Here is a 23484-nt window from a genome sequence, read left to right as displayed (position 1 = left end):
CTTAATTGAGGATTTTTTTTAGCTTATCAATTAGAGCGCCAACACCGTATTTAGTAACTTGTAGATTTACGATCAGGCTAGCAACGAATGTTGCTAAAAACATAATTATAGGAATTGAGAATAGAAATATCTCATTTTTAAAGCACGCCAAGCTTAAGGCCAGTAAGAGAATTACATAGATAAAAACACCCTTAGCGAGTCCTTTTTTGAAAGTAGCGATCAAAGCGGTACTATTTCTAACCTCAACAGGAATTGAATGATAAAGGCTTACATATGGAAGAACTATTATCATTTGTGCGAGGCCAATCACTACTGACATATAAATGGGTATTGCGTCACCTGAAATAATACCATCAACTAATAAGTTAACGGACAACCCTTGTTTACTTAGGTTAGCGCAAACAGCCCAAAAGGTTATAGTCGAGAAAATGACTCCTATCAGCGGGATAACTGACGCTACTTTCAATGCATCCAATGTTGATGGTACTGGTCGATTCGCATCTGCAACCCCATCTAATATTGCTTTAAAATCACGATTAACATCGTTGAAAGTTAGCATTTAACCCCACCTTTTCCTTAATTCTTCAAGGTTCTCTTTATGCATATCAATTTCATCACGCTCAAGGAATGGCATTGCTTTCTGTTTCAGTTCCTCTATCTTCTTACCTTCATGAAACTGGGATTTAATGTTTTCCATCTCATCTTTAAATATATCACTGGATGCCTGAACAGTGGATCGATTTTTGCCAATTTCTCCAGCAGATTCGTTGATATTCTGCTCATTAGCAGATCTTTGTTCTGCGACACGACGCTGAATTTCATTCTGCGGCTCAAAACTGAAGCCCGAGCGCTCTGCGAGCTTCGCCTGGTTTTCAGCAAGCGACTTTTGCATACCTTCGGCATTTATGCGCCCGTCAGGCAGGTTCATCTTCACTGGCTCCGTTGTATGGCGTGAAGCTGGCTCCACTTTTTCCTGCTGCCCTGTTACCAGTTCTGAATGGTGAAGATGGGAATCTTCACGACCGGCAGTTTGCCCGGTAACGCCCGGCTGAGCCTGCTGACCGTTATGCTGGGCCACCGTTTGCTGCTGACCACCCGTTTCTTCAGAATTTACGCCGTGCTTCCCGGCAGGGTGTTGATCGCGTGCAGCATCATGTGATTCATGCATCATGCTTTGTACGCTGCCGTCTGGTTGCACAGTTGATGTTTCGCGGGAAACGACCTGATGTGTCTCCACACCTTCCCGGCTATGGCCAGCATTATCACCCCGACCCGCAACATGCCGCGTCTGCCCGTGACCGGAAAGGGTATTCGCTGTACCTTCCGCCTGATGCAGGGTATTCCCGGTACCTGGAACCAGCTGCGCGGAAGATGTGCCAGGATGGCCATCTGACGTGATCAGTTTTCCGTTAGTCTCTGCATTACCCTGACCGGTTTGCTGTGTTGGAGTGTGCAGCTGGCTGTCAGCGGTGTTCCGGGTCGCCGTCTGCATGCCGGTACCAGACGGTCCGTGAACCGTATCCTGTACGGCATTGTCCACGCTCAGTCCGGACGACTCTCTTTGCCCGGTATTTCCCGGCACTATTGTTTGCCGCCCGTTCAGTTCTGTATCACCCCGGCTGCTGTCAGCTTTATGGTGGCCAGCGGGATACTGCTGCCCGCTGTATGATTCACTTGGGTTCTGCTGGCTTTCGTGCGTGTTCCGGTTTGTCGTCAGCATGCCGCTTCCGGACTGCCCCGGAACCGCATCCTGTGGCGAACTTCCCACATTCAGCCCGGAAGAGCGTTGTCCGGAGTGAATTTCAGTCAGTGGCTGCGTCCCGCCCTGGTCTGCATGATCCCGACCGTTTTCCGTACCCTGGCCGGCAGCTTGTCTCTGCTGAGTGTCAAACGAGCCAGGCTGGGTCTGCTGGCTTTCATGCGTGTTCCGGGCAGCGCCATGCATGCCATTACCGGGCAAGCCGGGAACCATTTCCTGCGAGGAGGTTCCGGCATTCAGGCCGGAACTGGTTCTTTGCCCGGACGGCATATCGGTACGCTCATAAGATGTTGTCTGCTGGCCATTCGGGTACATGTTGCTCCGTCCGTCTCCTGTGCCCGGGTATCTCACCCTGCAGACGGCTAATCAGATCGTTCTGTGCGGCCGGCAGGGTCACTGTCTGCTCGCCCAGGGTATTTTTGAATGCGCTGAATGCCTTTTCCTGCGAGGTGATCCATGCCTTATCGTGCGACGTGAGTTCAGCGGGTTCACTGGCCCCGGAAAAAGGCGTGCAGCAGGTCAGAACGCTGAAGAGCAGCGCCCGGAGATGAGCTGTTTTCATATTCAGTCCTTACAGAAAGACGCAGTTACGTTTGCGCCAGAAGAGATAGCCGAAGTTCTTTTTGGAAGAGGGGGAATTGTGCGTGGTACCCCACAGCTGGGTGCTGGCCCCGAAGGGATGGCAGTTGCCGGTTTCGGGATACATATTGACCATCTGATAACGCCAGCGCTCCTTCGGGATGATCGGTGAAGGGTACTGGTTACAGACGGCGCTATCCGCCCCGACAGAGTTCCAGACCAGACCTTCCCTGTGCATCTTGAACGCCATCCGCTCGCTGACCAGCAAAGACGACTCAAGGGGGGAGAACTCTCCGCTGGTATATCCTGTCAGGGGATAAATGGACCCCTGGCTTCCGGCACACCAGAACAGCGCGGATACCGGCACCCCGGCGGAACTCGATACGGCATCAGCCGCGCAGGCTCCCTGGGCGACCAGGTTACCGAACAACGCCGCTTCCGGGTTAATCAGCATCGACAGCGTGCTGTCATTCCAGAGGGGATCCACTTCCGACAGATAGGCGATATCCATATCCCCGGTCTGCAGGCAGCCGAGGCTGGTAATGATATTGAGCCAGAAAATGAGCGGGTATTTATACCAGTGAACATGGTAGAACGTTCCGGCAGCAGGCCGGTCACTCTGGCCCGCCGTTCCGGTCCCGGTTCGCCCGAGATTGATTTTGAACCCGCCCATATTGACCATGACGCCCGGCTCACGGGTCACGTCCACCATCGCCATCGGCTCCCAGAATCCGATAGCCAGGCCAACACGGTACAGCACCCCGACCGGGCAAATCTGGATGGGTGATGACGGGTTTGCGGTATCCCGCTGCGGCCCGGACGCCAGCTGAATATTGCCGAGTGACATCGGGAACAGGCATTTCCAGCACACATCTGATATGGGGTTAACCCAGCGCCCGTCACCGGCATTGCTGGCATGAGCCGCAGGCGCAGGCGTCAGCGCCCACAATACCAGGGCAAGACAAAAGACAGAAAACCGGGAACAGGATTTCATGGTAATCAACTCCGTGACAGCCGCAACCACCAGACGGGTGAGAAGGCCAGTGATAAAAACGAATGGATTGTGGCTCAGTGCGTGGCGGCTTTTACGATGATGGCCATGCGCTGTTCCCGCGACATTTCGTACAGGGCGAGGATGGCGCCGCGAAGCACGGATGAAGGGCTGTACAGCGGGTTATCGGTGAGAATTTCATCCAGCCGCAATGCCGAATGTTCGTCATGGCGTACCGCTGTGACGGGAGACGTCCGGCCCTTTTTACGGTCAGGGTCTTTTTTCATGGCGTTACCTTTTCGTAATGAGAATAAAGCGGGACGGGATCAAGCCCGCTGGAAGGGGGAGTGGAGAAATAAGGCTTACCGGGACCGGGTGATGTACCAGCCCTGCCGCTCACTGCCCAGGATAAGCACGCTGAGCCACCGCGCGGAGACGCTGACCGGCGTTTTGCGCGGCAGCTTCTTGCGCAGCATGTCGTCGAGGGCGGCGATCACCTGCTCGTTTGCCCCCGGCAGCGGCGCGGCTTCCAGAATAAACCCGGCGGTACCGGCATTCACGAACAGCTCGTTGGCCTCATCGTAATAGCGGTACGGCAGGGCGGCGACCAGGGACGGATAGCCCCATGTCTGCTGAAGGTTGGCCCGGGCCGCCGCCGCCCCGTCCTCCTGCTTCCGGCCTCTGACCAGATCCATCAGGCTGTCGACGACGTTCATTCCCCGCCCTCCCCAATCACGCGATAGCTCTCATCCCAGTGGGATTTGTTGCGGACAAACTCCACCACTGAGGGCTGGTGAAAGTTGTCATCAGTGTCCACCCAGGGGGCGATCCACAGGCGCTGGGTGGCATCCGGAATACGTTCAGCCGTTACGCGGCCTGCCGTGTTAGCCCGGGTCACTGTCGTCAACGGCGTGACATAGCCGGACGTGCCCCGTGGTGTACCGGTAAGACCCGCATCGCCGGACGGCGCGGTCGTCAGCAGACGCGGTGCAGGCCTGGTGGATGGGGTTCCGGTTGCTGCGACAGAAACAGGACGCCACGGATTAACAGCGGGAGCCGTGTTACGCAGTGCCGGCAGGGTTTCACCCGCAGGCTTTTTTGCAGCTTTATCGGCAGTCAGGTCGTCCAGACTTTTACCCTGTGCCGCCAGTTTGTTAGCCTCACCGGTGGTCAGGCACTGGTCGGTCGTCGTCTTGTTGCAGTCGAAATCAGAATTCATACCGGCGCAGCCGGTCAGCGCGCTGCACAGCAGTGCAGCACCCATCAGTGTTTTCATGGGGTAACTCCGGTTTTAATTAAGGGGTGTTCAGGGAGGGATAATGCTCAATACGGATTAACTGTCGATGCGATTCACAACAGTGAAAAGTGCCTGCAAAAAAGTGCTTGCGGCCACGCCGCCAAAAAATAAGTCCAGCGTCAGAAAGTTCAGGTTCATCTGGATGAAGCCATAAACACTGCCCAGTATCAGCATCACGATCCACGGGATGACTGAACCGAACATAAGGGGCAAATCATCGTCTTTATCAAAGGTATAGCCACTAAAGAACACGAGGAACACGTTTATGAGCAGGAATACTCTCCAGTAGACCCAGCCTTTATCACCCAGGCCTTTAAGGTTGAGTGTTGCCCACACTGTTAGCTCGATGGTGAATACCAGGGCAGGAATAAGGGTATGGCGATAGTTATACAGGATTTGCTTCAGTGACAATTTTCTGACTGTCGTTGTCATTTCATCTCTCCAGCGCTAAACATACGTAAGTCACTCAACCGACCTTACAGCGCCTGACTGCTGGCGAGTGGCCAACGGCCGGGTGTGCTGCTCCCGGTTCAGATAAATGTCCCCTCTGGCTTGCGAAAGGTTTTCTTTCTGCCATAAGCGCCGGTCGTCACCCTTGCCCTCTAAATTGACTTCCTGCCGTAAGTAGACAAACGCATCCACAATCCGTCCGAGATAGTCATCAACAGAATATGCATAGCCCCGTGCCGGGCTGTCATAGTTCTGCGTTAAGGGCATGTGGGCATCGTGGAGAAAATGTCTGAACTCCTGTTGCGCCTTCCAGGCCGGATAGTTCCCGGCATAAAAATAAATATCGTTAACAAATTTCGTATAAGGACTCAGAAGCTGTTTCAGTTTCTTGTTTTCTGCATATACCCCTCTCAGTTCGTCTTCTGTTATGCCCCCCAGGGCTTTAATCAGCAATCGTCTGACCCGGTTCAACATAACTCCCCCCTTAACTGTCCAACCTCAATGGCTGGCCCTGCGCTGGTTTCAGCATCGAGCCATGCCCGCAGATCATCCTGGTGCAGTTTTCCGGCTACCAGCATGGCCATGCATAAACGGTGATACGCTTCGGGATCCTGCGGCCGGTAAACCTTTAACTTTTTGCCGATGACCACTGGCCAGTCGGTGGATGAAAGGGAGGCCATCGCGAACGCCGCCAGGCCGACCAGCACCGTGTTGAGTCCGAAAATACACAACGTCTTCTGGTTAGCCGATAACTCAGCCAGGAAGACAAGCAAGGCACCGGCCAGAATCATCCCCCCGCTGAAGTACAGGCTGTATATCCCGCTCTTTTCACTCCCGGACCAGGTGCGCCAGTCATTCTGAATCGCCTGCAGCAGCGCCCTGTTTTCAGGGTTGTCTGTCACACTCATCTGAGTCTCCTCAATTGAAGTTGTCCCCGGGGCGCAGCTGGCTCGCCTTGCGAAGAACGTCATCGGGATTAATGTTGACGACAGAGGTGGTGCTCGATGTGTTGGTCTGGTTAGCAGATTGTGTAGCTACAGTCTTCATTTGCGGCTACCCCTGGTTTCGGAATGTTCGACGTTACGTCGAAAAAACTGATCTGAGTGGGTCGAACCCGGCGCACTCAGCAGGTCTGCATTAACCTTAAATTCATACTCGAGCCATTTCCTGACATCGTCACATTCCAGTTTTCCTTTACTTAGAACGTCGGACCGCAAGGTGTTCCAGGCATCAAGATCACGCGGCTTGTAAGTCCGAAGCTTCCTTTCAATAACCTCGTCCCAGCCAGCTGGCATATTCAGTTCATGAATCAGAAACATTACTAATATAGAAGCGGGGGGTAAGGAAAATACGCTGTAAGAACGCATTTGAGAGTTCAGCATTGTGGTAACGAAGAATGCCGCAAGAACAACCAGCAATATCCATGCAAGCTTTTTGCTGATAGCTTCCACCCTTTTTCCTTCAGACCATTCTTTAGTGTCCTGCTCAATGGCCTTCAGTAATGCAATGTGGTCTGCCATAAATAGCTCCTCCTCAGTTGATGGTGTCACCGAGGCGCAGCTGGCTCGCCTGGCGCAGTACGTCATCCGGATTGATGTTGCCGACGGAAGTGGTGCTGGTTGTCGTCTGGCTGACGGGTTCCGGGGCAACAGCGTTCTGCGCGGCGGTACCGGCTTTCTGCAGTTCCTCTTTCGCCTTCTCTTCCTCAGCATCTTCCAGCGTTTCAAGACGGAAACCTTCCTGGAACACCACCGTGACACGGTTACCCGCACCAATATCAATCACAGGATGGTATTGCTCGGCGCGTTTGATCCAGTACTGGCTGAGGGTGTCAGCAGCCTTACTTGCCCCGCCGCCAATCCCCTGCTTGAACACATCACCGGCGCTGACATCTGCCGTAGCACCGAGTCCGACCGATGGTGTGGCGGCAGACTTGATACCTTCACCGAAGCCGGACAGAAGACCGGCGGCACCGGCGTAGCCGACAATCATGCCGTTACGCATGACCGGTTTTCCGCGAATGCCCCCTTTACCCTGATAGCTGACGTGACCATTGAACGCCATATCGACGTGCTTGCCATTTTTCAGGACGCAGCTGATGGTTTTCGTGCGAACCTCACCGCGTTCGCTGGAAATATCCCCCCAGATTTCACCCACCACAAAGCAGCCCTCTGCGCTGTACTCTTTGTCGTTTGGCATCTGGATGCTCCCCAGCAGGCGGAACGTCACGGGACGGGTATTCTGCTTGCCGGTCACGCTGGCGTTGGCGTCGGCACCTTCAATCATGATGGCGTCAGAAAAGGAGCCGGACGGGATCCAGGGTAACTTCGTGGGTTTCTTTTTAAGCTTGTCGTAGCTGAACGTGGCGGTTGTCAGTCCGCCGCTCATATGCTGCCCGCTCCCCCCCGGATAGAATCCTGCGCCCTGCCCCCTGTTCAGCGTACCAGTGGCGGCCGGTGTGCTTGCGGGGGTGACGGTGTAGGCATCGGGTCGGGGCTGGCCTGCAGCAACCGGCCCCGGCAGGGGAATACCATCCGGACCGGCAGGTGGTGTCTGCTGGCCGGATGATGTGGTGCCCGGGGGAGTTCTCTGCAGCTGCTCAGTCAGGCGCTGGATTTCCGCATCCTTGTCGGCCAGCTTCTGCTCCGTGGTGAGTTTGTTCTGGGTGACCTGCTGTGCAAGCGTGCCCAGCTGTGCCTCGAGCGCGGAGGTTTTTGCCTGCTGCTGCGCCAGCGCGGACTGGGCAACCTGCTCGTTAAACGCGGCGGTAACGACGCCCGCCATATTAGGGGCGGCGGCAGGCGCGACCTGCTTTTGTTGTTCCTGGTGGTGTCCGTACCAGACCACGCCCCCGGCCGTGGCGGCGCCGGTGAGAACAACGCCCGCCAGAATGGCGAGCTGGGTGCGGCGGGTTTTCAGGTTTTCATTCAGACTCATGAGTGTGGCGCTCCGTCACCGGAGGGTCCGCTGATGCTGGTAATCAGTTCCCCGTCGACAACAACTTTATTGGGACTGTTATTGCTGAGACTGACATTAAAGGCGGCGTCATTCTCAAACGGGATGGCAGCAGGGGCAGAAGCGGCCCGGAGGCCGCTGGTAAATAAACCTGTTGCCAGTAACACAGCAGCAGCTGCCGGTGAAATGCGGTGATTCATGGGCAGTCCTGTCAGTTAGTGGTGGTGACCGGTTGCAGCTCCGAGAAGTCCAGAAGGTTAACCTGGCCGTTCTCGTAACGTATTTTGAGTCGGTAGCGCTTTTCCTGGTCGGCCAGTGGTGTGGTAATGGCTCCGTTGGTGGTGGAAGATTTCAGCGTGCCGCTGAACTCGACCACACCAGGTTCTGCCATCACGCGAACTTCACGGGTATCGAACCGGGTGGTGATGCCTCCTTTTTTGATGCGTTCCGCTTCAACATCCAGTGCCTTTTTGAGGAGGTCACGTTCAGTTGAAGGGACAAACCCGAGCAGCATCTTCTGGTTGTTGTCGATGTTTTCCGGACTCACGTTCAGCCGCCAGTAAATAAAGGAGGTGGCAAACATGGTCATGCCGGAAGCATCGGCACCAGAAGAATCGGAAGCGAAAGGCTGGTTATAGGACATCGGGGTGGTGATAGTTTTCTGGGTGGTGGCGAAATACCATGCCAGCGACCCCGTCAGTACATTTCCCGCCCCCAGAAGAAAGACTAAGGAGGAAAGCCCAATAAACGCATAACTGAGCTGTTTATCACGCTCACCTTTAACCTGTAACTTCATGGCGATTAAGCTCTCCAGTGTCGGAAACTGGAATCAGGTATCTGGCGAAAGGCGATTTTGAATAACAGAGTTGGAAGATACCAGTAGCAAAAATTCAGCAACCAGTATGACCCCTGCCCTTTTTTCAGATACCTGACCAGGGCCCAAAGCAGGCCCGCAATTACGGTAAGCTCAGTTGACATATCATTGAGTACACCGAGCAAAATCAGGGGTGCAACAATAATAAGTTCATCGAGAGGCAAACCTAAATAACGGTCCTGCTGATTGAGCGTTTCCGGGAAGTAGTATTTATCTTCTTCCCCGCTCATCTTTTAGCTCGCGATACCGAAAGCAACACGGGTAAAGATAATCGCCATAACGATGCCGACGAATACCAGAGGAGAACGGGCCTTAATATAAATGAAAAGCCCCATGATGATTTCTGCAATATAGAACCATTTCACCAGGGAGGAGCCGGAACCAAAGGTGCTGTTCACGGTGGTTTGCTGAGATGAAAGTAAATCTGTACCTGCCGCCAGTACCGGATGAGCGACCATAAGTGAAATTAAAACCAGGCCCCCGTTTTTGACGAACTTCTTAAACTGGCGGTTTTCACGCGCCTTACTGAATAAAGACGCTACCGCCCGTCCCTTCACGATGTTAAGGGCATTACCTTTAATGGACATGCTTGTTTTCTCCGAAGTAAACAAAAGTGATGTGCGCAAGTCGTTGTTTACGCACGCGATATTGTCCCATGACCTCAAAAAAAAAAAACTGTGACGCATGTCACACTTTTAGATATCTTTCGGATTTATCTGAATATAGAAGTGCGTAGGCTTGATTGTCTGGCAGGTGGCTGGATTGCAAAGGGGATCTACATCTATGAAAGTTAAAGAGAAAATGTGGGAAGGCCGTGGCCGGCCGCGCAAGTTCCAGCCGGGTGAAGCGGTGGAATGGCGGCTGCGTATACCGGATAATTTGCTAATGGAGCTACGAATATGTGCCAGGGCAGGGAAAAGAAGTGTTAACGATGAAATTATTGCCCGCCTTTTATTATCCCTTAATTACCAGCCTGATGTGCCTTTGATAAAAACTGCAGATGCAGAAAAACTGATTTCTCTGGCTGTGAAATTTGAGTTATGGCTGAATGAATTACTGGATGCAGGGGGTGACGGTAAGGAGGAAGAAAATAGTAACCGGCCCCATGAAGAACTGCTCTGGATGTGGCGGGAGGGCGCAAGAACTTTACTTCCCGGAAAAACCACAGGTTACAGTATGCGTATTCCTGAAAATCTTGCAGAAGAAGTCAGGACAATGGCCAGGGTGCATGGTCGCAGTCTGAATGACGAAATGCTGACACGACTGATGAGTACTCTGGGTTATTTTACCGCCCGCGTTCTTGACCAGAACGAGGATGCGCAGGCGCTGAAAGTGCTGTGTATGGAGTTTGAAGTCTTCTTAAAAGAAAAAATATCTGATGCGGAGAAGAGTGGGCTGCCCTGGGATAAAAACAGCCCTCAGTGATCGATGGCGGCCGGATTGATTTGGCCGCCAGTGAATTTCTACTTAGAGACAAAATGCTGATTACCTGCATTATCCTCTGCATCGTTAATCGCGCTGATGCTTTGATTCACCAGCTCATCCAGTGACCCTCTGTATTGTTCACCTTTCACCGAAACAAAAATTTCAGATACAAGAGCAGTTAAAATCATAATTCCTTCCCGGGATCCGGACACTTTTTGTATCAGGTCACGACGAAACCCTTCAAGGTCAAAGACTGATGCTTCATCTTTAGATTTGTAGACCATCAACCCCAGACGAACGAGTTCATTAACCATAGAAGAAAAGTTCATGTCTGAGGATGTTGCGCCCTTCTGAATTTCAATATCAAGAATATCCTGAATTTCGCGGTCTATTTTATCTTTAAAGTAGATGTTCTTACGAGGCATCTTATTTTCCTGTAGTTTTCACACAGTGCCTGATGCAGCACTGCAAGGTTGTAATTTGTCTGTGAGTGGCTATGCCTTATCGGCCCATTAAATAAGACAGAGCGAAAATGATGTGTGCTAATCCGGCACTATCATGTGTGCTAATCCGGCACCATAGGGTGTGGGGATACGGCACTGTTATGTGTGGGGTTCCGGCACTGTTTCATTTTAAGTTACTCTAATTATTAACTACACACAATCCCCACACTTTACAGTGCCGTTGCAGGCACTGCTGTGTGTGTTAATCCGGCACTGCAATGTGTGGGGTATGACACACCTTTTATGCCTATACACTTAAATCCCGCATTACTGGTTATCTTATCCACCTGAATTTAAAGATAAAATCTGCAAGACAACGTCTTGCGTGGGGTGTGATGTTTTAAATGGTTAGTAAAGAGCGGCTCTGATATAGCTGCTCCGGTCTGGTTTTGTTTATTGTGGGAGGTTGGTAAACATGTCACTAAAAGCGCTTCCGCGCGTTTGTAGGAAATTAACTTGATTCCGGTGATCTGCCGGGGTATTTTTTAGAGCACCTTCCACAGCGCCTTATATTTCGCTAAAAGGCATAAACATGAAAATATCGTTGTTCCCCACTGCCCTGCTTGTAATGTCATTGTCTGCGGGTGCGGCTCCACAGATGTGCTTTGACCAGGCAGGAAAGGATTACCAGATTGACCCGCTGTTGCTGATGTCAATTTCTATTAAAGAAAGCAGACTGAAACCAAAGGCGATCAACGGATCGAATAGCAACGGCACAGAAGATGTCTGCGGTATGCAGGTGAACAGCTCCCATTACGGAAAACTTAAAAAATTTAATATCAGCCGGGAAAGGCTTTTAAATGATCCATGTATTTGCGTGTACTCAGGCGCGTGGGTTCTGGCGCGCAACTTCCAGTCTTACGGAAGAAACTGGGACAGCGTGGGAATGTATAATACGGGACCGAACAAAAAGATGATTGATCGCCGTCGTGCGTATGCCCGTGATATCAAAAATATATATCGGGTGTTACTGGCCAGAAAAGATATTCTTGCACAGCGTGCCGGGGGTTCGGGAGAGATGGTCGGCGGTGCCGGGGTAAAGACGGATTCGCCTTCGATATTGGCACAATAAAAAGCCGCTCATGAGAGCGGCATATTTTCAGGCCTTCAGCTTTGCAAATTCTTCCGCCATTTTCCACAGCGCCTGATTCAGTTTAATATCACCATCAATGCCGGTGACTTCACGCGTTCTGGTGCGCGCTCCTTTCGCCGTCTTACCGGAAATCCCGCCCTTGATCACATTTTCCTGAATACGGTTAAACGTGGTCCATAAATCGGGGCTTTTGTCTTCCCAGCGACGGGACTGTAATAACTGGTCAGGAGTGACAGGGGAATGACCGCCATCATATTTGTATTCCAGCGCAGCGGCGCTTAAAAGACGCTGTTCCGGCTCTGACAGCTGGATGCCTTTCATCAGATCAATATTTCCAGAGACTGTATCGAAGGTTTCCAGAACGGTATAAGCACCCTCAATAACCTGCCCCACAATATCCCCTTTGTGAGGGACTTTAATCTCGCCAAAATTTTTCCAGGCGACCAGACCATTTGTGCAAATCTGACGGAACATGCCGGGGATCATTTTGTAACTGCTGGAGCCATCATGGCTGTTCAGCAGAATAATTTCCGGGACTTCTTTACCCGCGATTTGATCGTGGCGACGCAGGCGTAATAAGTGTTTGGTGAACTCACGTTTTTCAACATCGCGGGTTCGTGACTGCGTGGCATAATAAGGCTGGAACCCTTCTTCACGCAGGCGATCAAGAATTTCAATGGTCGGGATATAGGTATAGCGATCTGAGCGTGATTCATGTTTCTCGGCAGAAAAAGCGCTCGGCACAATACGCTGTAATTCGTCATTGGTCAGCGGGCGGTTCTGGCGAATTGAAGTAGGTGCGCGGTAACGGTTTGCAAAGCTGATCATAATATTCCCCTTTAATTAGATTTGACTGAAGTTAAAACACGGAAGAAATTTTCTTGCGGCAGCGTAATAGCGACCGGCCAGCTGTCCACAATCCAGATCGAAACACGTTCATCGCTGTATTTATTCAGCATGATCATTTCAAGGCCGCATGCTGGCGGTGTGAAAACGGCTGGCTGCGGTTCGCCTTCGGTTGCTGCCAGTACCCAGCAAAACAGCTCGGTAAACTGGGCAACGGAAAGTGTTGAATCACATCTTCCGGAAGATTCTTGAGCGGCGGTTTTGACGTTGACGTTTCGTGTGTGCATCCTGGTTTTCTCCTGTGGTGATGGTTGTCCATCTCCCTGGTGAGTTCTCTCGCGGCAAAGGGCAAAGGAGCGACGGCGAAGGGCGGAAGGAAAGGGGCGGAGACAAAAGTTTTTGCAGTCCTTCGCAAAAAGTTTTGGCGGAGTTCATTTCACCCCTTGGATGACGACCCGACGGTGCTACGACCAGCCCTCCGCGGGAGGACACACAGGGTGATGGCCTCACCGGGGGAACAGGATGCACACACCCGACACGTCGGAACGGCGTGGCGACATCAGAGCGACGGCATCAGCCGGCGCGGTGGAGGCGACGCGACCGGCACGGTCGCTGTGAGCCGGGAAGTTGACCTTCGCCATCAGACCCTAGCCGTATGGCCCGAAACCCGCAGGGGTTCGGCGGAGACTGGACGGTGCGCAGCAGCGGCCCTGGCGGAGTGGGGCTCGACGACTGAACCGCGCAGCGGGTCAGGAGCCGAAGGGGGCCAGCGCCCTGCCTGCTTTTTTGGTTACATCCATCAATGAGCAGCTGCTGCGCGTCGCTGTGATCCAGACGACAACAAGGCGCAGTGTTGTTGAAATATCACATAGCTTAATGCTAACGTACGCATCCATTAGCATTAATACAGGGACAGAATAATGAGCGGTCAATCTCAGACTGAACAGGCCCGGGCCATTTTTTTGCATAAATATACTTATTCCAGAGAGGATCTGGCCGCTGATTACCAGGCCGAACTTCTCAATTACAGCAACGAGAAATGGGAATACCCGCAGCGTGCTGCCCGCCTCAGTGCTGCCGTGAAACGTTACAAATCTTTCAGAATGCTTTGTTTCATCTTTGAGATTGCAGATGAAATCGAACTGGACTTCACACCGCTAATTGTAAAACGCCTGTGCAACCGCCTTTTCGGGCGATCCGGCAGTCAGGAAATGATCGTCGATATCTTTGGGCAGAAAGGTCGGCAGCACCGTAGTCGTGACAATTTGCCCTCAGTTATCGATGGGGTGGTCGAACGTTACCGCCTCGCTGCCTTTTCTTGCCAGGCTTCCACCCAGAACGATATCGAACAGGTTAAGAAAGCCTACCAGGCCGGAATCACGATAACCCGCCAACAGGCAGAGTAATGCTGGCCTCTTAATGCTATCGTACGCATCCATTAGCATTAAGAATATCATTTATTGTGGCGCAGAGACGAATGGGAAGAGAGCGGCAGGCGCCGCCGTCCCGCTCCGTTCCCCGGAGGGGAACGTTTCCTTTCGGGTTGTTCATGCGCGCGGTCGCGACCGTAAGGAAAAAGGGGCTACCGGCGAACCGGCAACCCCTTCATAAAGGCGCTTGTAGTCTTTCCAGACGACACCAGAAGCCCTGAAAAGGCGGGGTTTCCCCCGCCTCCAGGTTGCTACTTACTGGATTCGTAGGCAAGCACGGCAGCGACCTCCCGTTGCCCGTCCTTCAACCGGATTTCGCAGAGCGATTTCCGTGTCAGGTATGTGAATATCAACAGTGTGAGACACACTATGAGTACGCACCAGATAACGGTACTTCGCGGCTGTTTCATAGCCTTCTTCTCCTTGCGCAGAGCGCAGTAAGCGGCTAATCTAGATGTGTCTAGCATTCAGATTGGCCTCGGGTTAATGAAAATTAACTTCGGGGCTTTTCTCTTTCTGCCTCACAACAACCGTAACAAACCCACCGAACGTCATGAGACAAAAAGCCTCAAGCGCCGTCGCCATTATACCCCGATGCCTGTTTTCTGCCCAGGAATAACAGCCTGAAAACTGTATAAATCCTCATCCTTTTCGGCGTCATTTTACGATCGGCAGGCCCAGCGCCTCCCGAATTTCAGCCGCCCGTTTTTCGCTACCGGCATTTACTCCGGCGTTATATACCAGGCTGATCAGCTCCTGTAACTGCGCCCAGTCATCCCGGGCCAGTCTTGCATCCAGTCGATACAGAATTTTCCCGCTGGCGGCATGCCGGAACACGGTACCCGTTTCTTTTTTGTCAAACCTTCGGCTGATAATGCTCAATACCCCTCCCGGTTATCCCGGCCCTCAGACCATTCAAGGATCTGGTCTTCCAGCGCCTCCAGATGTTTGTCGATGCTCTCAGACAGCTGCTCGCTTTCGGTCTCCAGCCAGCCACTCAGTCCGTCCCATTCGCAGGTCATTTCTTTCAGCTTTTCTGACATGGTACGTAACTTATTGCGCTGGCTCCGTGCCACCTTCAGTGCTGTCTTACAGGGGTTATTTCTCATGCCTACCCCCGATGATGTTTGAGCTTGTTGGGTACCAGCCAGCGCTCGGCAGCGCGGATATGTTCAGGCGTTTCCCGGACAATAAACGGGATTTCATACATCACTACATACAGCGGCTCGCCGCTCAGGCGCAGCCACTCCAGTTCCTTCAGCGATGCGAACCGCGTCTGCCAGCTCCAGAAAGCGCTCGTCAGCTCCCCCGCGTCTAACTCGTCGCTCCAGCGGGTGTACCATGTGCAGACGGTTTCGGGTGACTGGAAGTTCAGATCCAGTTCGGCCTGTGCGAGCAGGTTCCGGCGCAGCCGCCACTGCTGATCGACTTCCCGAGCTTCGCGGCGCAGCTGCCGGGTGGTGCTGATTTTCGCCCTGTGCAGTCGCCTGTCCGTCCGGGTGTGCATGACCTCCGGGAACAGCTCGGCCTGAACATCCGGCGTCAGCGGCAGCGGACAGGCTTCACCGCCTGTGGCGATCATAATCTCCAGCGCTTCCTCAACCTGTTTCAGGTTCGAATGGCGGTTCTTTGGCACCCAGTTCAGCCCTGGGATCTGACGGGCCACCGTGGCATTCAGGCGACCGCTGCCCGTCAGCACGCGAAGAAAGGTGCGCACATACGGCATGGCGGGCAGACGTGCGCCGCGTTCCCGGGATGACTCGACCATGTTGATGGCCTGAATCGCCGCCTGACGGGCAGGTTTCAGGGAAACGAGCGCATGTGAGGACGGGATCATGCTGTCACCTCCCCACTCATCAGGTTAACCACGGTGCTGGCGGTGCAGTTGAACCGGCGCAGACCTGCCATCTGTGCAATCAGCTGACTGACACGATCGGGCTGGAGCGTTTTGTTCTGGTACAGGGTGCGCACGACTTCACCGCCGGAAGAGAGCAGCACCAGAAGCCAGTACGGCGATACTTCGCCAGGACTGCACACACACAGGTGCCAGGCATCACTGTCATCAGCACTGAAACGGCATTGTACGGGGAAAAAGCCGCCAAACTCGCTGCGGTACTCGGCGCAGACACGCCAGCCCTCTGGTGTTGTAAGCAGACCGATCACGGCATCGCTGAGAACGCGGCGTGCGTCCTCGCCCTGCTGGCGGATAAACTCAAAATCGGATTCGGTCAGGGTATTAATTCGGGTCAGGTCATAATGCATTGTCATGTTTTTTCCCGCCGCCCGAAGGCGGCGGTCTCCGGTATCAGGCTGCGTGGTCAGTGGTTTCAGTAACGGTTTCGGTGGCTTCTTCGGCCTGTTCAGCTGGCGCGGAACGCACCATCCAGTCAGGCACCCAGCCCACTGCATTGAGATCTTTCGCTGCTGCCTGCGCCGCATCGCGGCGCTTGAGTTTCACAACCTCGCCAGCCCGGTCTGCCATTCCCGCATCTTCATACGCCCGTCCAATCTGGGTGATTTTCAGCTTGCCGAAGTAGTTCTCTGCATCCGGTTGCCACCAGTTACGCAGGTCAAAGTCGAGCGCGGCCTCAAGGTTATCCAGCTCGCTGGCGTCGGTACGGTTGTAAAGACGCTCCTGCAGGCCGTTGATCCCGTGGGCGGCGCAGAAGCCCAGCAAGGCGTTAACCTTTTCAGCGGACCATGTCAGCAGCCAGGCGAAATCCTGATCCCAGTTTTCCGGCAACGTCGCCTGAATGGCTTCACGCTGTGCCTTCAGCGACATCAGGGCTTTACCTGCCTCCCCGGACGGAGCCAGAGTGGAAAGAAAATGCTGACTGGAGGTGACCGAAGCCTTAAGCGGTTGCTGACGGTGGCCATAGTTGGGGCGCTGGAACATGTTCATGCACAGCGTCCACGTCAACAGTGCTACCGACACATCCGGTCGTCCTGCCAGCTCGGCCTGAACCGCGAGCGTACGCTCGGCAGACATGGCCTTCACCAGTGTCGCGGGATAAGCGTCAGCAGGGATCTCCGGCGTGGTATAGGTGATCACGTTGCTCGCGTTTTCGCGCGCCTGTCGGGCCTCTTCCTCCTGGTGGCGATCCTCTTCAGTCAGTCTGCGGATCCCCGGCTGAACCTGAAAATCATTGCCATCCCATGACACCCAGATACCGTGTGCAGCGCGGAACTCTGGTGTGGCTTCGCGGTACGTGGCTTCACAGTAAATATCATCAATCGTCTGCTGTAATTCGTATTCGTCTTCATAAGCCGCACAGCCATCCATCGCATCCTCAAGCTCACGGACACGCTGCTGTTCATCGTCCGTCAGGACACCCTGTGGCATGGCGAAACGGTACTGCTCCTTGTCCTCACCGTGGCCACGCAGCTCTGTCATGCGGAACTCTGCCCAGCCCCAGCCCTGCTCCTGTTTTAACCGGGCCGCAAGGACGGTCAGTTTGCCATCCAGAAGCGATCTGACCAGCGCAGCATCCACAAAGGTGCTGTCCTTATCGCTGAACAGATCTGCGGTCAGTTCACCGCCTGCTGCGGTGTAAGCGTCCTCACCAACAAAAACGAACATCGGGTGGCTGATGGGCATTTTGTCGTCTGTCGCCATTTTGCGCAGGGTGTGGGCGACCGGGGCACGACCGTTCCACTGCGCCTTAGCATCCTCCCAGACCTGCATCTGTCGTTCGTGGGAATCGGCAAGCGTCAGCGCCTCGCACTGCTCAAGCTCCAGTTCATCCCGCGCCAGCGCATCCAGCAGGGCCGGGGCAAGGTTCGCCAGCTTCAGGCATCGCTGGACATGGCGCGGATGGAAGCCCATCAGTGCGCCGATCTGCGAAGGTGTTTTGCCGTCCTGCTGAAGGGTACGAAAACCAATAATCTGCTCGGCAGGATGCATGTTCTTGCGTCTGCCGTTCTCGATCATCGAGGCCGCTACTGCCAGCTCTACGGGCAGGATTTTCACCGGAACAAAAGGCGTGTCAGCATCAACCACACCGCGTAATACCAGAATACCGGTTCCCCGGCGGCGACCTTCCCCGCCCACGATGCCGATGGTGCCGTCAGGCTGATCCACACCGATCAGATTCTGAAGAATACCCACAGCCTCAATGCTGTTGGCCATCTCTTCCACTTCCCCCTCGGTATGCGCAATGATGCGCGTGTTCAGTTCTGAGCGTGTCAGACGGGAGAAAGGGAAGATTTGCACAGGCGTGTCCGCGAGGAGTTGCACGAGCTTCTGCTCCGTGGTCTGCGCGGTTTTAGCAGCGGATTTTTTGCTGCGCGGTGTTTTTGCCGTAGAATTGCTGGCGACCATTATTTTTACCTCTCAGTTTAAGTGATGGTTTGCCGTGGCCGGATTGCCCTCCGGTCACGGCTTCCGGTTAATCGGTGATGCGTTCAGGGTGCGAAACCAGTGCTGCAAAAGACGGATAGCTGTCGAGAACCTTCATCATGGCTTTCGCGCTCTCGAGCATGGCGATATCTGCGGCTGACGCGCGGTTTTCACAGACCGCGATCGTTGCCAGTACGCCAGATTTCATGTCAGAAAAACGCTCATACATGCGGTTGCTGAAGAGGACGCGCTTGCCCTCTGCCATGACCTGCCAGTTGTTGCAGTCGTTAAAACGGGTGTCCACGTTGTCGAACTCCACCACATGGGTGTCGGTGGCCTGAATGCGCAGCAGCTTCACCATGTCGCGGCTCTCTCCGACTTTTTTACCCGTCAGGGCAGTTTTCAGGTTCTGCATTTTTTCTCCTTTCTGTTGGTTAAGGCCGGATCCCCGGCCCGGTAAATACCGCGTGTACGGACTACTTCACGCCGAGGCGACGGAACATATCGGCAAGAATATTTCGCCGGGTATAAGGTGCCCCCGCTGCTTTCAAATCTTCCAGAACGTTCCATGCGTAGCTGACCTGCGTCCCGTGAACAGCGATCAGGTGGGCTGTCTTAGGCTCAGGAAAAGACAAAACCCATCTTCCGGTAGATTCTTGAGCGGCGGTTTTGACGTTGACGTTTCGTGTGTGCATCCTGGTTTTCTCTTGTGGTGATGGTTGTCCATCTCCCTGGTGAGTTCTCTCGCGGCAAAGGGCAAAGGAGCGACGGCGAAGGGCGGAAGGAAAGGGGCGACGGCGGAAAGTTTTTGCCCGCAAAAAGTTTCTGACGGCGTGTATTTCACCCCTTGGATGACGACCCGACGGTGCTACGACCAGCCCTCCGCGGGAGGACACACAGGGTGATGGCCTCACCGGGGGAACAGGATGCACGCACCCGACACGTCGGAACGGCGTGGCGACATTAAAGCGACGGCATCAGCCGGCGCGGTGGAGGCGACGCGACCGGCACGGTCGCTGTGAGCCGGGAAGTTGACCTTCGCCATCAGACCCTAGCGAAGCCCGAAACCCGCAGGGGTTCGGCGGAGACTGGACGGTGCGCAGCAGCGGCCCTGGCGGAGTGGGGCTCGACGACTGAACCGCGCAGCGGGTCAGGAGCCGAAGGGGGCCATGTGTAATATTCCGGAAAATTTGCTGATCGGGTTTCACAGCACGGGCCTGCCCGTTAACCCGGGCAAACTGATCCTGCTGGCCATCGCACCCTGCAGATCAGCAAATGACAGGATTTCCGGCAGATACGGCGTTGTTTTTACCCTCACATAATTTACCCGTATGAGTCTGCTGTTGTTCCGGACTCCGGGCGTAGATGCAGCGCCGCAGGCGCTGTCACTGCAGCCCGTCAGCCCGCAGGGATGACAGGGTTTTCAGCGCGCGAACAGGCGGAGCTGTAGCCCCGCCCTGCTGTTACTGTTTGTCACCCTGCCCGCCCTGAAGAATAAAATGACCGCATAAGTATACGGAACACTGGCGGGTTGCGGATTCACACAATTCTTCCACCACTTTTGCGGTAGTAACCGGGCTGAGTCCCAAATCACGTCGTCTGGTGTTGATCAGGGCTTTGTACTGCCGCAGGATATTGCGTGTTTCGGCTGATAATTGCATTACGTCTCTCCTCTTCTTTCAGGATACCGGGCGGCAGCGCCGCCCGCGGTCATTCAGTCCAGGGCACGCCAGATGGTTGCGCTTTCCGGGTGAGTGTCAGCAAACGCCATCAGTTGATCATGGCGGCGGCAAAAGTGGCGACACAGTTCTTCGTGGTCATGGTTGCTGTGGTGCCAGCTCCGGTGATTAAGAACCAGCGCAGTGAGGATGATCCCCGCCACTTCCCCGCTGACGGTCTGCTCAAACCAGTTTTCCGCATTGCAAAACGTCAGGCTCTCCATGTCGGGCGCCATAAATCCGCCCCCGTCCGGCAGACGGTAAAACTGCCAGAATCCCCCCACATAGTCGGGGCAATAACGTCTGGCATAGGCATAGATGGATGCCTCGGACGTTATAAAATCGCCGCCAAACACATCCGGTAAGAAAGTCAGACGCTGCGCGCCCTCAAGACGAATGGCATCACAACGGATCAGGGTCTGGTTCATATATCCTCCACGGTTAACATATTCTCGGTTCCGGCATCGCCGTGACGACACAGAAGACCGGCGAAAAGCGGAGGACGCAGGGGCGACGCCGCAAGCCGCAGCGCAAAGCCTTCACGGGCTGAATGCACCGTGAAGGGTGCGAACGGGTGAGGACGGCGGCGAAGCGAACCCTTGTGGCCGATGCGGCCGGGCTACCGTGAAGTCACGGCGCATGCCGCCACCGCACGGTATGTCAGAGGAGTTTTACTGTCCCGCCGCGGCCCGGCGGGCTGCGGCGGATAAAAGCGGAAGGCACTGACATCCTTTTTCGCAGTGGATGGCCACTGGCAAGCCGGGGGCATTCCCCCGGCTCACTATCAGGCAGCAAGCGCCTCTTTCAGCCGGTACACGTCGTTTCTCGCCTCCTGTACGGCCTGCGGCTCGGGCCGGCCCGCCGCCCATGCCTGACCCGCCCGGTGCTCCAGCTCACACTCATAGTCCTGCAACACGCGTGTGAGCAGGGCCGCCGGCACGCTTACCTGCCGGTTTGCTTCTTCCCGGTGTTGCGTCAGCATGTCATTCACGCTGACCTGTGTGACGCCCTTAATCTGGTACACAGCCATATGCGTGTCACCGATCGCTTTCATTATCCTGCGTGCCTCCTCTTCAGTCGGGAACTGGTTGTGTTTCCGGCACGCCGCTAATACCGCGTCCGTTGTCCAGACCAGCAGGGTCAGCGGTTCACAGGCAGTGAACATGTTTTCAAGCTTCACACAGAGTTCTTCACGGGTTCCGTACATGTTTTTACTCTCTTATCGGGTTAACAGGCCGGGCATCGCCCGGCAGGGTCATTCAGTCCTGAAAGGTTTCGTCCAGCACCAGGGCTTCGCGGTACGCTTCCAGTAAAAGGGTGTTTATCCGGCGCAGGGTCTGCGCGGCCATACGTTCAGCCAGCGTGGCCGCATCGTGCCTGTGCTGAGATTCGAGGCGGTTCAGCAGCATCCGCACATCACACATGGCATTGCTGAGGGTGGCGACGTCCGTGCGCAGATCCTCAAGTCCCGCATAGTTCATGCTGCCTCCGGATAGTCGGGATAAAAGGCCCCATCATTTGCGGCCGGCATTCTTCTCGACCTTTCAACCTGCGCCAGGCGACGAACGCCGGCGGCGTGATACTCTTCAAGCATCTCGATCCCGATATAGCGCCGGCTGGTTTCGGCGGCCGCCACGCAGGTGGAGCCGGAACCGGCGAACGGATCCAGAACAATGGCGCCCGGTCGGGTCAGGGATTCAATAAGCGGGCGCAGGCTCTGCACCGGCTTTTCAGTCGGGTGGTGACGGTTGCCCGTATATTTCCAGGGGATCACATCCGGGATGGGACGGTCCGGCGTCTGTGGCCGGCCCTTCGCCAGCAGGTAGGCACTTTCGTGGGCATAGCCGACAAATGTTGATTTCGACGTATACGATTTTGCAAAAACGATATGCCCCACAATCCGGAAGCCAGCCGTTTTCCAGGCATTAAGAAACAAATCTGCCCGGTTCCAGGCGTAGAAGCTCACCATCAGGCTGTCGTTTTTCAGGACGCGATACATCTCATGACAGGCCGGTTGCAGCCATTCCGGCGTGTTGTCGCCGGCAAGGGTACGCCCGGTGCGATCCTTATAGCCGACCAGGTACGGCGGATCGGTCAGAATAAAATCCACTGCACGCGACGGAAAACGGGACATGACCTGCACGCAGTCACCCAGGATAAAACGGGACATGGCACTCTCCTCTCTGATATACGGCACCCTGTTGCGCCGTGCCGCCACAAAAACCCGGCGTAAAGCGGAGGGCGCAGGGGCGATGCCGCAGGCCGCAGCGCAAGCCTTTCACGGGCTGAATGCGCCGTGAAAGGTGCGAACGGGTGAGGACAGAGACGAAGTGAACCCTTGCGACCGTAGCGGCCGGGTTAGCGTGAAGGCACGGCGTTGAATATGCCGCCGGCAGGCGGCCTTAAGGCGGAGGGAACCGACATCCTTCGGTACCGGTTCTGATAGCTTATGAGTCCAACAGGGGGATATTCAGTGATGACAGATTCGTGCCTTTTTCTGGCATGTTTGCCTTCGATTTCAGGACACCCGCCTCCCCGGAGGGTGTCCTTCTTTTTCGTCAGCGCCCCTTCACCCTGTCAATGGCAAACTGCAGCGTGTCCCAGTTAAATCCGATTCCGGCATCGTGGCTGTGGTCGCAGATACGCATGGCTTCTGCAATTTCCTCTTCAGACAGACTTTCATCGAGCGTCAGAAAAACGTCTGCAAGCCAGAATGTCCCCATACACAGCGCATCCTGCGGATACTGCTGTAGTCTGGCGATGAGCGCCGCCACCGTCATATCATCGTGGCAGGCAGGTAGCGACGGCAGCACGCGATCGGCGATGTCGTTCCAGCACCAGTCATCGCCCTCCGGCATAGGTTCATGCAGGGTCTGTGATTCCACGCCCGGGAGCCGGGAAAGCTGCTCCTTAATCTCGCCCATGCAGAGTCGCTCACTACTGGCATCCTCGCTCCCCAGATAATGGTTGTTGATATATACGGCAAACTCGCCATTAATGAGTTCAATACAAGTCAGTCTGAACATAGTTGCGTCCTCAGCATCCGGCACCCTGTTGCGCCGTGCCGCCACAAAAACCCGGCGTAAAGCGGAGGGCGCAGGGGCGATGCCACAGGCCGCAGCGCAAGCCTTTCACGGGCTGAATGCACCGTGAAAGGTGCGAACGGGTGAGGACAGAGACGAAGTGAACCCTTGCGACCGTAGCGGCCGGGTTAGCGTGAAGGCA

Annotated in this window: 35 protein-coding genes and 2 pseudogenes; 4 read left to right on the top strand and 33 right to left on the bottom strand. The window is 54.7% G+C overall.

Annotated elements, in window-relative coordinates; genetic code table 11:
• Position 1: 1 nt before the first annotated feature.
• The 16 genes and pseudogenes from M8318_RS03285 to M8318_RS03210 form a co-directional block, all read right to left on the bottom strand.
• Positions 2–559, bottom strand: a complete 558-nt coding sequence (locus M8318_RS03285; RefSeq protein ID WP_148569935.1) for a hypothetical protein — start codon at positions 557–559, stop codon at positions 2–4.
• Positions 560–1720, bottom strand: a complete 1161-nt coding sequence (locus M8318_RS03280; RefSeq protein WP_262660947.1) for a hypothetical protein — start codon at positions 1718–1720, stop codon at positions 560–562.
• Positions 1721–2039: 319 nt separating this feature from the next.
• Positions 2040–2321, bottom strand: a complete 282-nt coding sequence (locus M8318_RS03275; protein ID WP_262660946.1) for a hypothetical protein — start codon at positions 2319–2321, stop codon at positions 2040–2042.
• Between the two features lie 9 nt (positions 2322–2330).
• Complete coding sequence (gene traU / locus M8318_RS03270) at positions 2331–3332, bottom strand: conjugal transfer pilus assembly protein TraU (RefSeq protein WP_148569927.1); 1002 nt, start codon at positions 3330–3332, stop codon at positions 2331–2333.
• Between the two features lie 74 nt (positions 3333–3406).
• On the bottom strand, positions 3407–3616 hold the full coding sequence (locus M8318_RS03265; protein ID WP_148569926.1) for a hypothetical protein: 210 nt from the start codon (positions 3614–3616) through the stop codon (positions 3407–3409).
• A 147-nt stretch (positions 3617–3763) separates the two neighbouring features.
• Positions 3764–4045, bottom strand: a pseudogene (locus M8318_RS03260) (TraC family protein); the annotation flags it as partial.
• Positions 4042–4605 (bottom strand): type IV conjugative transfer system lipoprotein TraV, encoded by a 564-nt coding sequence (gene traV, locus M8318_RS03255; RefSeq protein ID WP_262660945.1) that lies wholly within the window; start codon positions 4603–4605, stop codon positions 4042–4044. The pseudogene M8318_RS03260 and the gene traV, both read right to left, overlap by 4 nt.
• A 57-nt stretch (positions 4606–4662) precedes the next feature.
• Positions 4663–5058: a hypothetical protein gene (locus M8318_RS03250; RefSeq protein WP_262660944.1), complete on the bottom strand. Its 396-nt coding sequence runs from the start codon at positions 5056–5058 to the stop codon at positions 4663–4665.
• A gap of 30 nt (positions 5059–5088) precedes the next feature.
• Positions 5089–5550 (bottom strand): hypothetical protein, encoded by a 462-nt coding sequence (locus tag M8318_RS03245; RefSeq protein WP_262660943.1) that lies wholly within the window; start codon positions 5548–5550, stop codon positions 5089–5091.
• Entirely contained in the window at positions 5544–5984 is a 441-nt protein-coding gene (locus M8318_RS03240; protein WP_262660942.1) for a hypothetical protein, read from the bottom strand. The genes M8318_RS03245 and M8318_RS03240 overlap by 7 nt, the downstream gene beginning before the upstream one ends.
• Before the next feature lie 135 nt (positions 5985–6119).
• Positions 6120–6596: a hypothetical protein gene (locus M8318_RS03235; protein ID WP_262660941.1), complete on the bottom strand. Its 477-nt coding sequence runs from the start codon at positions 6594–6596 to the stop codon at positions 6120–6122.
• Between the two features lie 13 nt (positions 6597–6609).
• Positions 6610–8013, bottom strand: a complete 1404-nt coding sequence (traB, locus tag M8318_RS03230; protein WP_262660940.1) for an F-type conjugal transfer pilus assembly protein TraB — start codon at positions 8011–8013, stop codon at positions 6610–6612.
• A 17-nt stretch (positions 8014–8030) separates the two neighbouring features.
• Positions 8031–8231, bottom strand: a pseudogene (locus tag M8318_RS03225) (conjugal transfer protein TraK); the annotation flags it as partial.
• An 11-nt stretch (positions 8232–8242) separates the two neighbouring features.
• On the bottom strand, positions 8243–8827 hold the full coding sequence (locus M8318_RS03220) for a type IV conjugative transfer system protein TraE (protein ID WP_181726303.1): 585 nt from the start codon (positions 8825–8827) through the stop codon (positions 8243–8245).
• Positions 8828–8832: 5 nt separating this feature from the next.
• The gene (gene traL / locus M8318_RS03215; RefSeq protein WP_234115782.1) at positions 8833–9135 is read right to left on the bottom strand and encodes a type IV conjugative transfer system protein TraL; all 303 of its coding nucleotides are present in this window, start codon (positions 9133–9135) and stop codon (positions 8833–8835) included.
• Between the two features lie 3 nt (positions 9136–9138).
• Positions 9139–9492, bottom strand: a complete 354-nt coding sequence (locus M8318_RS03210; RefSeq protein ID WP_234115783.1) for a type IV conjugative transfer system pilin TraA — start codon at positions 9490–9492, stop codon at positions 9139–9141.
• Between the two features lie 196 nt (positions 9493–9688).
• Between M8318_RS03210 and M8318_RS03205 the strand changes: the two genes are divergently transcribed.
• The gene (locus M8318_RS03205) at positions 9689–10330 is read left to right on the top strand and encodes an Arc family DNA-binding protein (RefSeq protein WP_234115784.1); all 642 of its coding nucleotides are present in this window, start codon (positions 9689–9691) and stop codon (positions 10328–10330) included.
• A gap of 38 nt (positions 10331–10368) precedes the next feature.
• Here the strand turns inward: M8318_RS03205 and M8318_RS03200 are convergent, their stop codons facing one another.
• Positions 10369–10755 (bottom strand): relaxosome protein TraM, encoded by a 387-nt coding sequence (locus M8318_RS03200; protein WP_172693770.1) that lies wholly within the window; start codon positions 10753–10755, stop codon positions 10369–10371.
• A gap of 610 nt (positions 10756–11365) precedes the next feature.
• Between M8318_RS03200 and M8318_RS03195 the strand changes: the two genes are divergently transcribed.
• Positions 11366–11905, top strand: a complete 540-nt coding sequence (locus M8318_RS03195; RefSeq protein WP_262660939.1) for a lytic transglycosylase domain-containing protein — start codon at positions 11366–11368, stop codon at positions 11903–11905.
• Positions 11906–11932: 27 nt separating this feature from the next.
• Here M8318_RS03195 and M8318_RS03190 read toward each other — a convergent pair whose 3' ends face one another.
• On the bottom strand, positions 11933–12754 hold the full coding sequence (locus M8318_RS03190) for a DUF932 domain-containing protein (RefSeq protein ID WP_265101742.1): 822 nt from the start codon (positions 12752–12754) through the stop codon (positions 11933–11935).
• Between the two features lie 11 nt (positions 12755–12765).
• Positions 12766–13059, bottom strand: a complete 294-nt coding sequence (locus tag M8318_RS03185) for a hypothetical protein (protein WP_181726324.1) — start codon at positions 13057–13059, stop codon at positions 12766–12768.
• A gap of 633 nt (positions 13060–13692) precedes the next feature.
• Between M8318_RS03185 and M8318_RS03180 the strand changes: the two genes are divergently transcribed.
• Positions 13693–14178: a cytoplasmic protein gene (locus M8318_RS03180; protein WP_262660938.1), complete on the top strand. Its 486-nt coding sequence runs from the start codon at positions 13693–13695 to the stop codon at positions 14176–14178.
• Positions 14179–14453: 275 nt separating this feature from the next.
• Here M8318_RS03180 and M8318_RS22665 read toward each other — a convergent pair whose 3' ends face one another.
• The 13 genes from M8318_RS22665 to M8318_RS03115 form a co-directional block, all read right to left on the bottom strand.
• A complete protein-coding gene (locus M8318_RS22665; RefSeq protein ID WP_176483462.1) occupies positions 14454–14612 on the bottom strand; it encodes a type I toxin-antitoxin system Hok family toxin in 159 nt (52 codons plus the stop codon).
• 247 nt (positions 14613–14859) lie between these two features.
• Entirely contained in the window at positions 14860–15039 is a 180-nt protein-coding gene (locus tag M8318_RS03170) for a hypothetical protein (protein WP_262660937.1), read from the bottom strand.
• A 41-nt stretch (positions 15040–15080) separates the two neighbouring features.
• Positions 15081–15311, bottom strand: a complete 231-nt coding sequence (locus M8318_RS03165) for a hypothetical protein (protein ID WP_262660936.1) — start codon at positions 15309–15311, stop codon at positions 15081–15083.
• Positions 15312–15313: 2 nt separating this feature from the next.
• Complete coding sequence (locus M8318_RS03160; protein WP_262660935.1) at positions 15314–16039, bottom strand: plasmid SOS inhibition protein A; 726 nt, start codon at positions 16037–16039, stop codon at positions 15314–15316.
• Positions 16036–16470, bottom strand: coding sequence for a conjugation system SOS inhibitor PsiB (gene psiB / locus M8318_RS03155; protein WP_148569903.1), 435 nt, complete (start codon positions 16468–16470; stop codon positions 16036–16038). Before psiB ends, M8318_RS03160 begins: the two co-directional genes overlap by 4 nt.
• A 37-nt stretch (positions 16471–16507) precedes the next feature.
• Positions 16508–18523: a ParB/RepB/Spo0J family partition protein gene (locus M8318_RS03150; protein ID WP_262660934.1), complete on the bottom strand. Its 2016-nt coding sequence runs from the start codon at positions 18521–18523 to the stop codon at positions 16508–16510.
• A gap of 67 nt (positions 18524–18590) precedes the next feature.
• A complete protein-coding gene (locus tag M8318_RS03145) occupies positions 18591–18956 on the bottom strand; it encodes a hypothetical protein (RefSeq protein WP_181726293.1) in 366 nt (121 codons plus the stop codon).
• Positions 18957–19017: 61 nt separating this feature from the next.
• Positions 19018–19236 (bottom strand): hypothetical protein, encoded by a 219-nt coding sequence (locus M8318_RS03140; protein ID WP_262660933.1) that lies wholly within the window; start codon positions 19234–19236, stop codon positions 19018–19020.
• Between the two features lie 768 nt (positions 19237–20004).
• Positions 20005–20202 carry a hypothetical protein gene (locus tag M8318_RS03135; RefSeq protein WP_148569895.1) on the bottom strand — a complete coding sequence of 66 codons (198 nt, stop codon included), beginning with the start codon at positions 20200–20202 and terminating at the stop codon, positions 20005–20007.
• A gap of 53 nt (positions 20203–20255) precedes the next feature.
• On the bottom strand, positions 20256–20687 hold the full coding sequence (locus M8318_RS03130) for an antirestriction protein (RefSeq protein ID WP_262660932.1): 432 nt from the start codon (positions 20685–20687) through the stop codon (positions 20256–20258).
• Positions 20688–21043: 356 nt separating this feature from the next.
• Positions 21044–21466: a DUF1380 domain-containing protein gene (locus tag M8318_RS03125; RefSeq protein WP_262660931.1), complete on the bottom strand. Its 423-nt coding sequence runs from the start codon at positions 21464–21466 to the stop codon at positions 21044–21046.
• 52 nt (positions 21467–21518) lie between these two features.
• Positions 21519–21740, bottom strand: a complete 222-nt coding sequence (locus M8318_RS03120) for a hypothetical protein (protein ID WP_148569892.1) — start codon at positions 21738–21740, stop codon at positions 21519–21521.
• Positions 21737–22429, bottom strand: a complete 693-nt coding sequence (locus M8318_RS03115) for a DNA methylase (protein ID WP_181726290.1) — start codon at positions 22427–22429, stop codon at positions 21737–21739. The genes M8318_RS03120 and M8318_RS03115 overlap by 4 nt, the downstream gene beginning before the upstream one ends.
• Between M8318_RS03115 and M8318_RS03110 the strand changes: the two genes are divergently transcribed.
• Positions 22428–22559, top strand: a complete 132-nt coding sequence (locus M8318_RS03110) for a hypothetical protein (protein WP_262364825.1) — start codon at positions 22428–22430, stop codon at positions 22557–22559. The genes M8318_RS03115 and M8318_RS03110 overlap by 2 nt on opposite strands.
• Positions 22560–22817: 258 nt before the next feature.
• Here M8318_RS03110 and M8318_RS03105 read toward each other — a convergent pair whose 3' ends face one another.
• Positions 22818–23285 (bottom strand): hypothetical protein, encoded by a 468-nt coding sequence (locus M8318_RS03105; RefSeq protein ID WP_262660930.1) that lies wholly within the window; start codon positions 23283–23285, stop codon positions 22818–22820.
• Positions 23286–23484: the final 199 nt, after the last annotated feature.

The sequence above is a fragment of the Leclercia tamurae genome (assembly GCF_025566055.1).
In the GTDB taxonomy this organism is placed as follows: Bacteria; Pseudomonadota; Gammaproteobacteria; order Enterobacterales; family Enterobacteriaceae; genus Enterobacter; species Enterobacter tamurae.
Note: the sequence above shows the minus strand (reverse complement) of the source record. Positions and strands in the feature narration are given on the sequence as shown.

Excerpts from the sequence above, each read along its gene's own strand:
- M8318_RS03190 (WP_265101742.1), bottom strand. The coding sequence starts at position 12,754 with ATGATCAGCTTTGCAAACCGTTACCGCGCACCTACTTCAATTCGCCAG.
- M8318_RS03145 (WP_181726293.1), bottom strand. The coding sequence starts at position 18,956 with ATGCAGAACCTGAAAACTGCCCTGACGGGTAAAAAAGTCGGAGAGAGC.
- M8318_RS03115 (WP_181726290.1), bottom strand. The coding sequence starts at position 22,429 with ATGTCCCGTTTTATCCTGGGTGACTGCGTGCAGGTCATGTCCCGTTTT.
- M8318_RS03150 (WP_262660934.1), bottom strand. The coding sequence starts at position 18,523 with ATGGTCGCCAGCAATTCTACGGCAAAAACACCGCGCAGCAAAAAATCC.
- traV (WP_262660945.1), bottom strand. The coding sequence starts at position 4,605 with ATGAAAACACTGATGGGTGCTGCACTGCTGTGCAGCGCGCTGACCGGC.
- traB (WP_262660940.1), bottom strand. The coding sequence starts at position 8,013 with ATGAGTCTGAATGAAAACCTGAAAACCCGCCGCACCCAGCTCGCCATT.
- M8318_RS03110 (WP_262364825.1), top strand. The coding sequence starts at position 22,428 with ATGGCACTCTCCTCTCTGATATACGGCACCCTGTTGCGCCGTGCCGCC.
- M8318_RS03120 (WP_148569892.1), bottom strand. The coding sequence starts at position 21,740 with ATGAACTATGCGGGACTTGAGGATCTGCGCACGGACGTCGCCACCCTC.
- M8318_RS03250 (WP_262660944.1), bottom strand. The coding sequence starts at position 5,058 with ATGACAACGACAGTCAGAAAATTGTCACTGAAGCAAATCCTGTATAAC.
- M8318_RS03220 (WP_181726303.1), bottom strand. The coding sequence starts at position 8,827 with ATGAAGTTACAGGTTAAAGGTGAGCGTGATAAACAGCTCAGTTATGCG.
- M8318_RS03130 (WP_262660932.1), bottom strand. The coding sequence starts at position 20,687 with ATGAACCAGACCCTGATCCGTTGTGATGCCATTCGTCTTGAGGGCGCG.
- M8318_RS03105 (WP_262660930.1), bottom strand. The coding sequence starts at position 23,285 with ATGTTCAGACTGACTTGTATTGAACTCATTAATGGCGAGTTTGCCGTA.
- M8318_RS03235 (WP_262660941.1), bottom strand. The coding sequence starts at position 6,596 with ATGGCAGACCACATTGCATTACTGAAGGCCATTGAGCAGGACACTAAA.
- M8318_RS03180 (WP_262660938.1), top strand. The coding sequence starts at position 13,693 with ATGAGCGGTCAATCTCAGACTGAACAGGCCCGGGCCATTTTTTTGCAT.
- M8318_RS03285 (WP_148569935.1), bottom strand. The coding sequence starts at position 559 with ATGCTAACTTTCAACGATGTTAATCGTGATTTTAAAGCAATATTAGAT.
- psiB (WP_148569903.1), bottom strand. The coding sequence starts at position 16,470 with ATGACAATGCATTATGACCTGACCCGAATTAATACCCTGACCGAATCC.
- M8318_RS03240 (WP_262660942.1), bottom strand. The coding sequence starts at position 5,984 with ATGAGTGTGACAGACAACCCTGAAAACAGGGCGCTGCTGCAGGCGATT.
- M8318_RS03205 (WP_234115784.1), top strand. The coding sequence starts at position 9,689 with ATGAAAGTTAAAGAGAAAATGTGGGAAGGCCGTGGCCGGCCGCGCAAG.
- M8318_RS03275 (WP_262660946.1), bottom strand. The coding sequence starts at position 2,321 with ATGAAAACAGCTCATCTCCGGGCGCTGCTCTTCAGCGTTCTGACCTGC.
- traL (WP_234115782.1), bottom strand. The coding sequence starts at position 9,135 with ATGAGCGGGGAAGAAGATAAATACTACTTCCCGGAAACGCTCAATCAG.
- M8318_RS03245 (WP_262660943.1), bottom strand. The coding sequence starts at position 5,550 with ATGTTGAACCGGGTCAGACGATTGCTGATTAAAGCCCTGGGGGGCATA.
- M8318_RS03125 (WP_262660931.1), bottom strand. The coding sequence starts at position 21,466 with ATGTACGGAACCCGTGAAGAACTCTGTGTGAAGCTTGAAAACATGTTC.
- traU (WP_148569927.1), bottom strand. The coding sequence starts at position 3,332 with ATGAAATCCTGTTCCCGGTTTTCTGTCTTTTGTCTTGCCCTGGTATTG.
- M8318_RS03135 (WP_148569895.1), bottom strand. The coding sequence starts at position 20,202 with ATGCAATTATCAGCCGAAACACGCAATATCCTGCGGCAGTACAAAGCC.
- M8318_RS22665 (WP_176483462.1), bottom strand. The coding sequence starts at position 14,612 with ATGAAACAGCCGCGAAGTACCGTTATCTGGTGCGTACTCATAGTGTGT.
- M8318_RS03160 (WP_262660935.1), bottom strand. The coding sequence starts at position 16,039 with ATGATCCCGTCCTCACATGCGCTCGTTTCCCTGAAACCTGCCCGTCAG.
- M8318_RS03185 (WP_181726324.1), bottom strand. The coding sequence starts at position 13,059 with ATGCACACACGAAACGTCAACGTCAAAACCGCCGCTCAAGAATCTTCC.
- M8318_RS03210 (WP_234115783.1), bottom strand. The coding sequence starts at position 9,492 with ATGTCCATTAAAGGTAATGCCCTTAACATCGTGAAGGGACGGGCGGTA.
- M8318_RS03140 (WP_262660933.1), bottom strand. The coding sequence starts at position 19,236 with ATGCACACACGAAACGTCAACGTCAAAACCGCCGCTCAAGAATCTACC.
- M8318_RS03280 (WP_262660947.1), bottom strand. The coding sequence starts at position 1,720 with ATGCTGACGACAAACCGGAACACGCACGAAAGCCAGCAGAACCCAAGT.
- M8318_RS03200 (WP_172693770.1), bottom strand. The coding sequence starts at position 10,755 with ATGCCTCGTAAGAACATCTACTTTAAAGATAAAATAGACCGCGAAATT.
- M8318_RS03195 (WP_262660939.1), top strand. The coding sequence starts at position 11,366 with ATGAAAATATCGTTGTTCCCCACTGCCCTGCTTGTAATGTCATTGTCT.
- M8318_RS03165 (WP_262660936.1), bottom strand. The coding sequence starts at position 15,311 with ATGAGAAATAACCCCTGTAAGACAGCACTGAAGGTGGCACGGAGCCAG.
- M8318_RS03265 (WP_148569926.1), bottom strand. The coding sequence starts at position 3,616 with ATGAAAAAAGACCCTGACCGTAAAAAGGGCCGGACGTCTCCCGTCACA.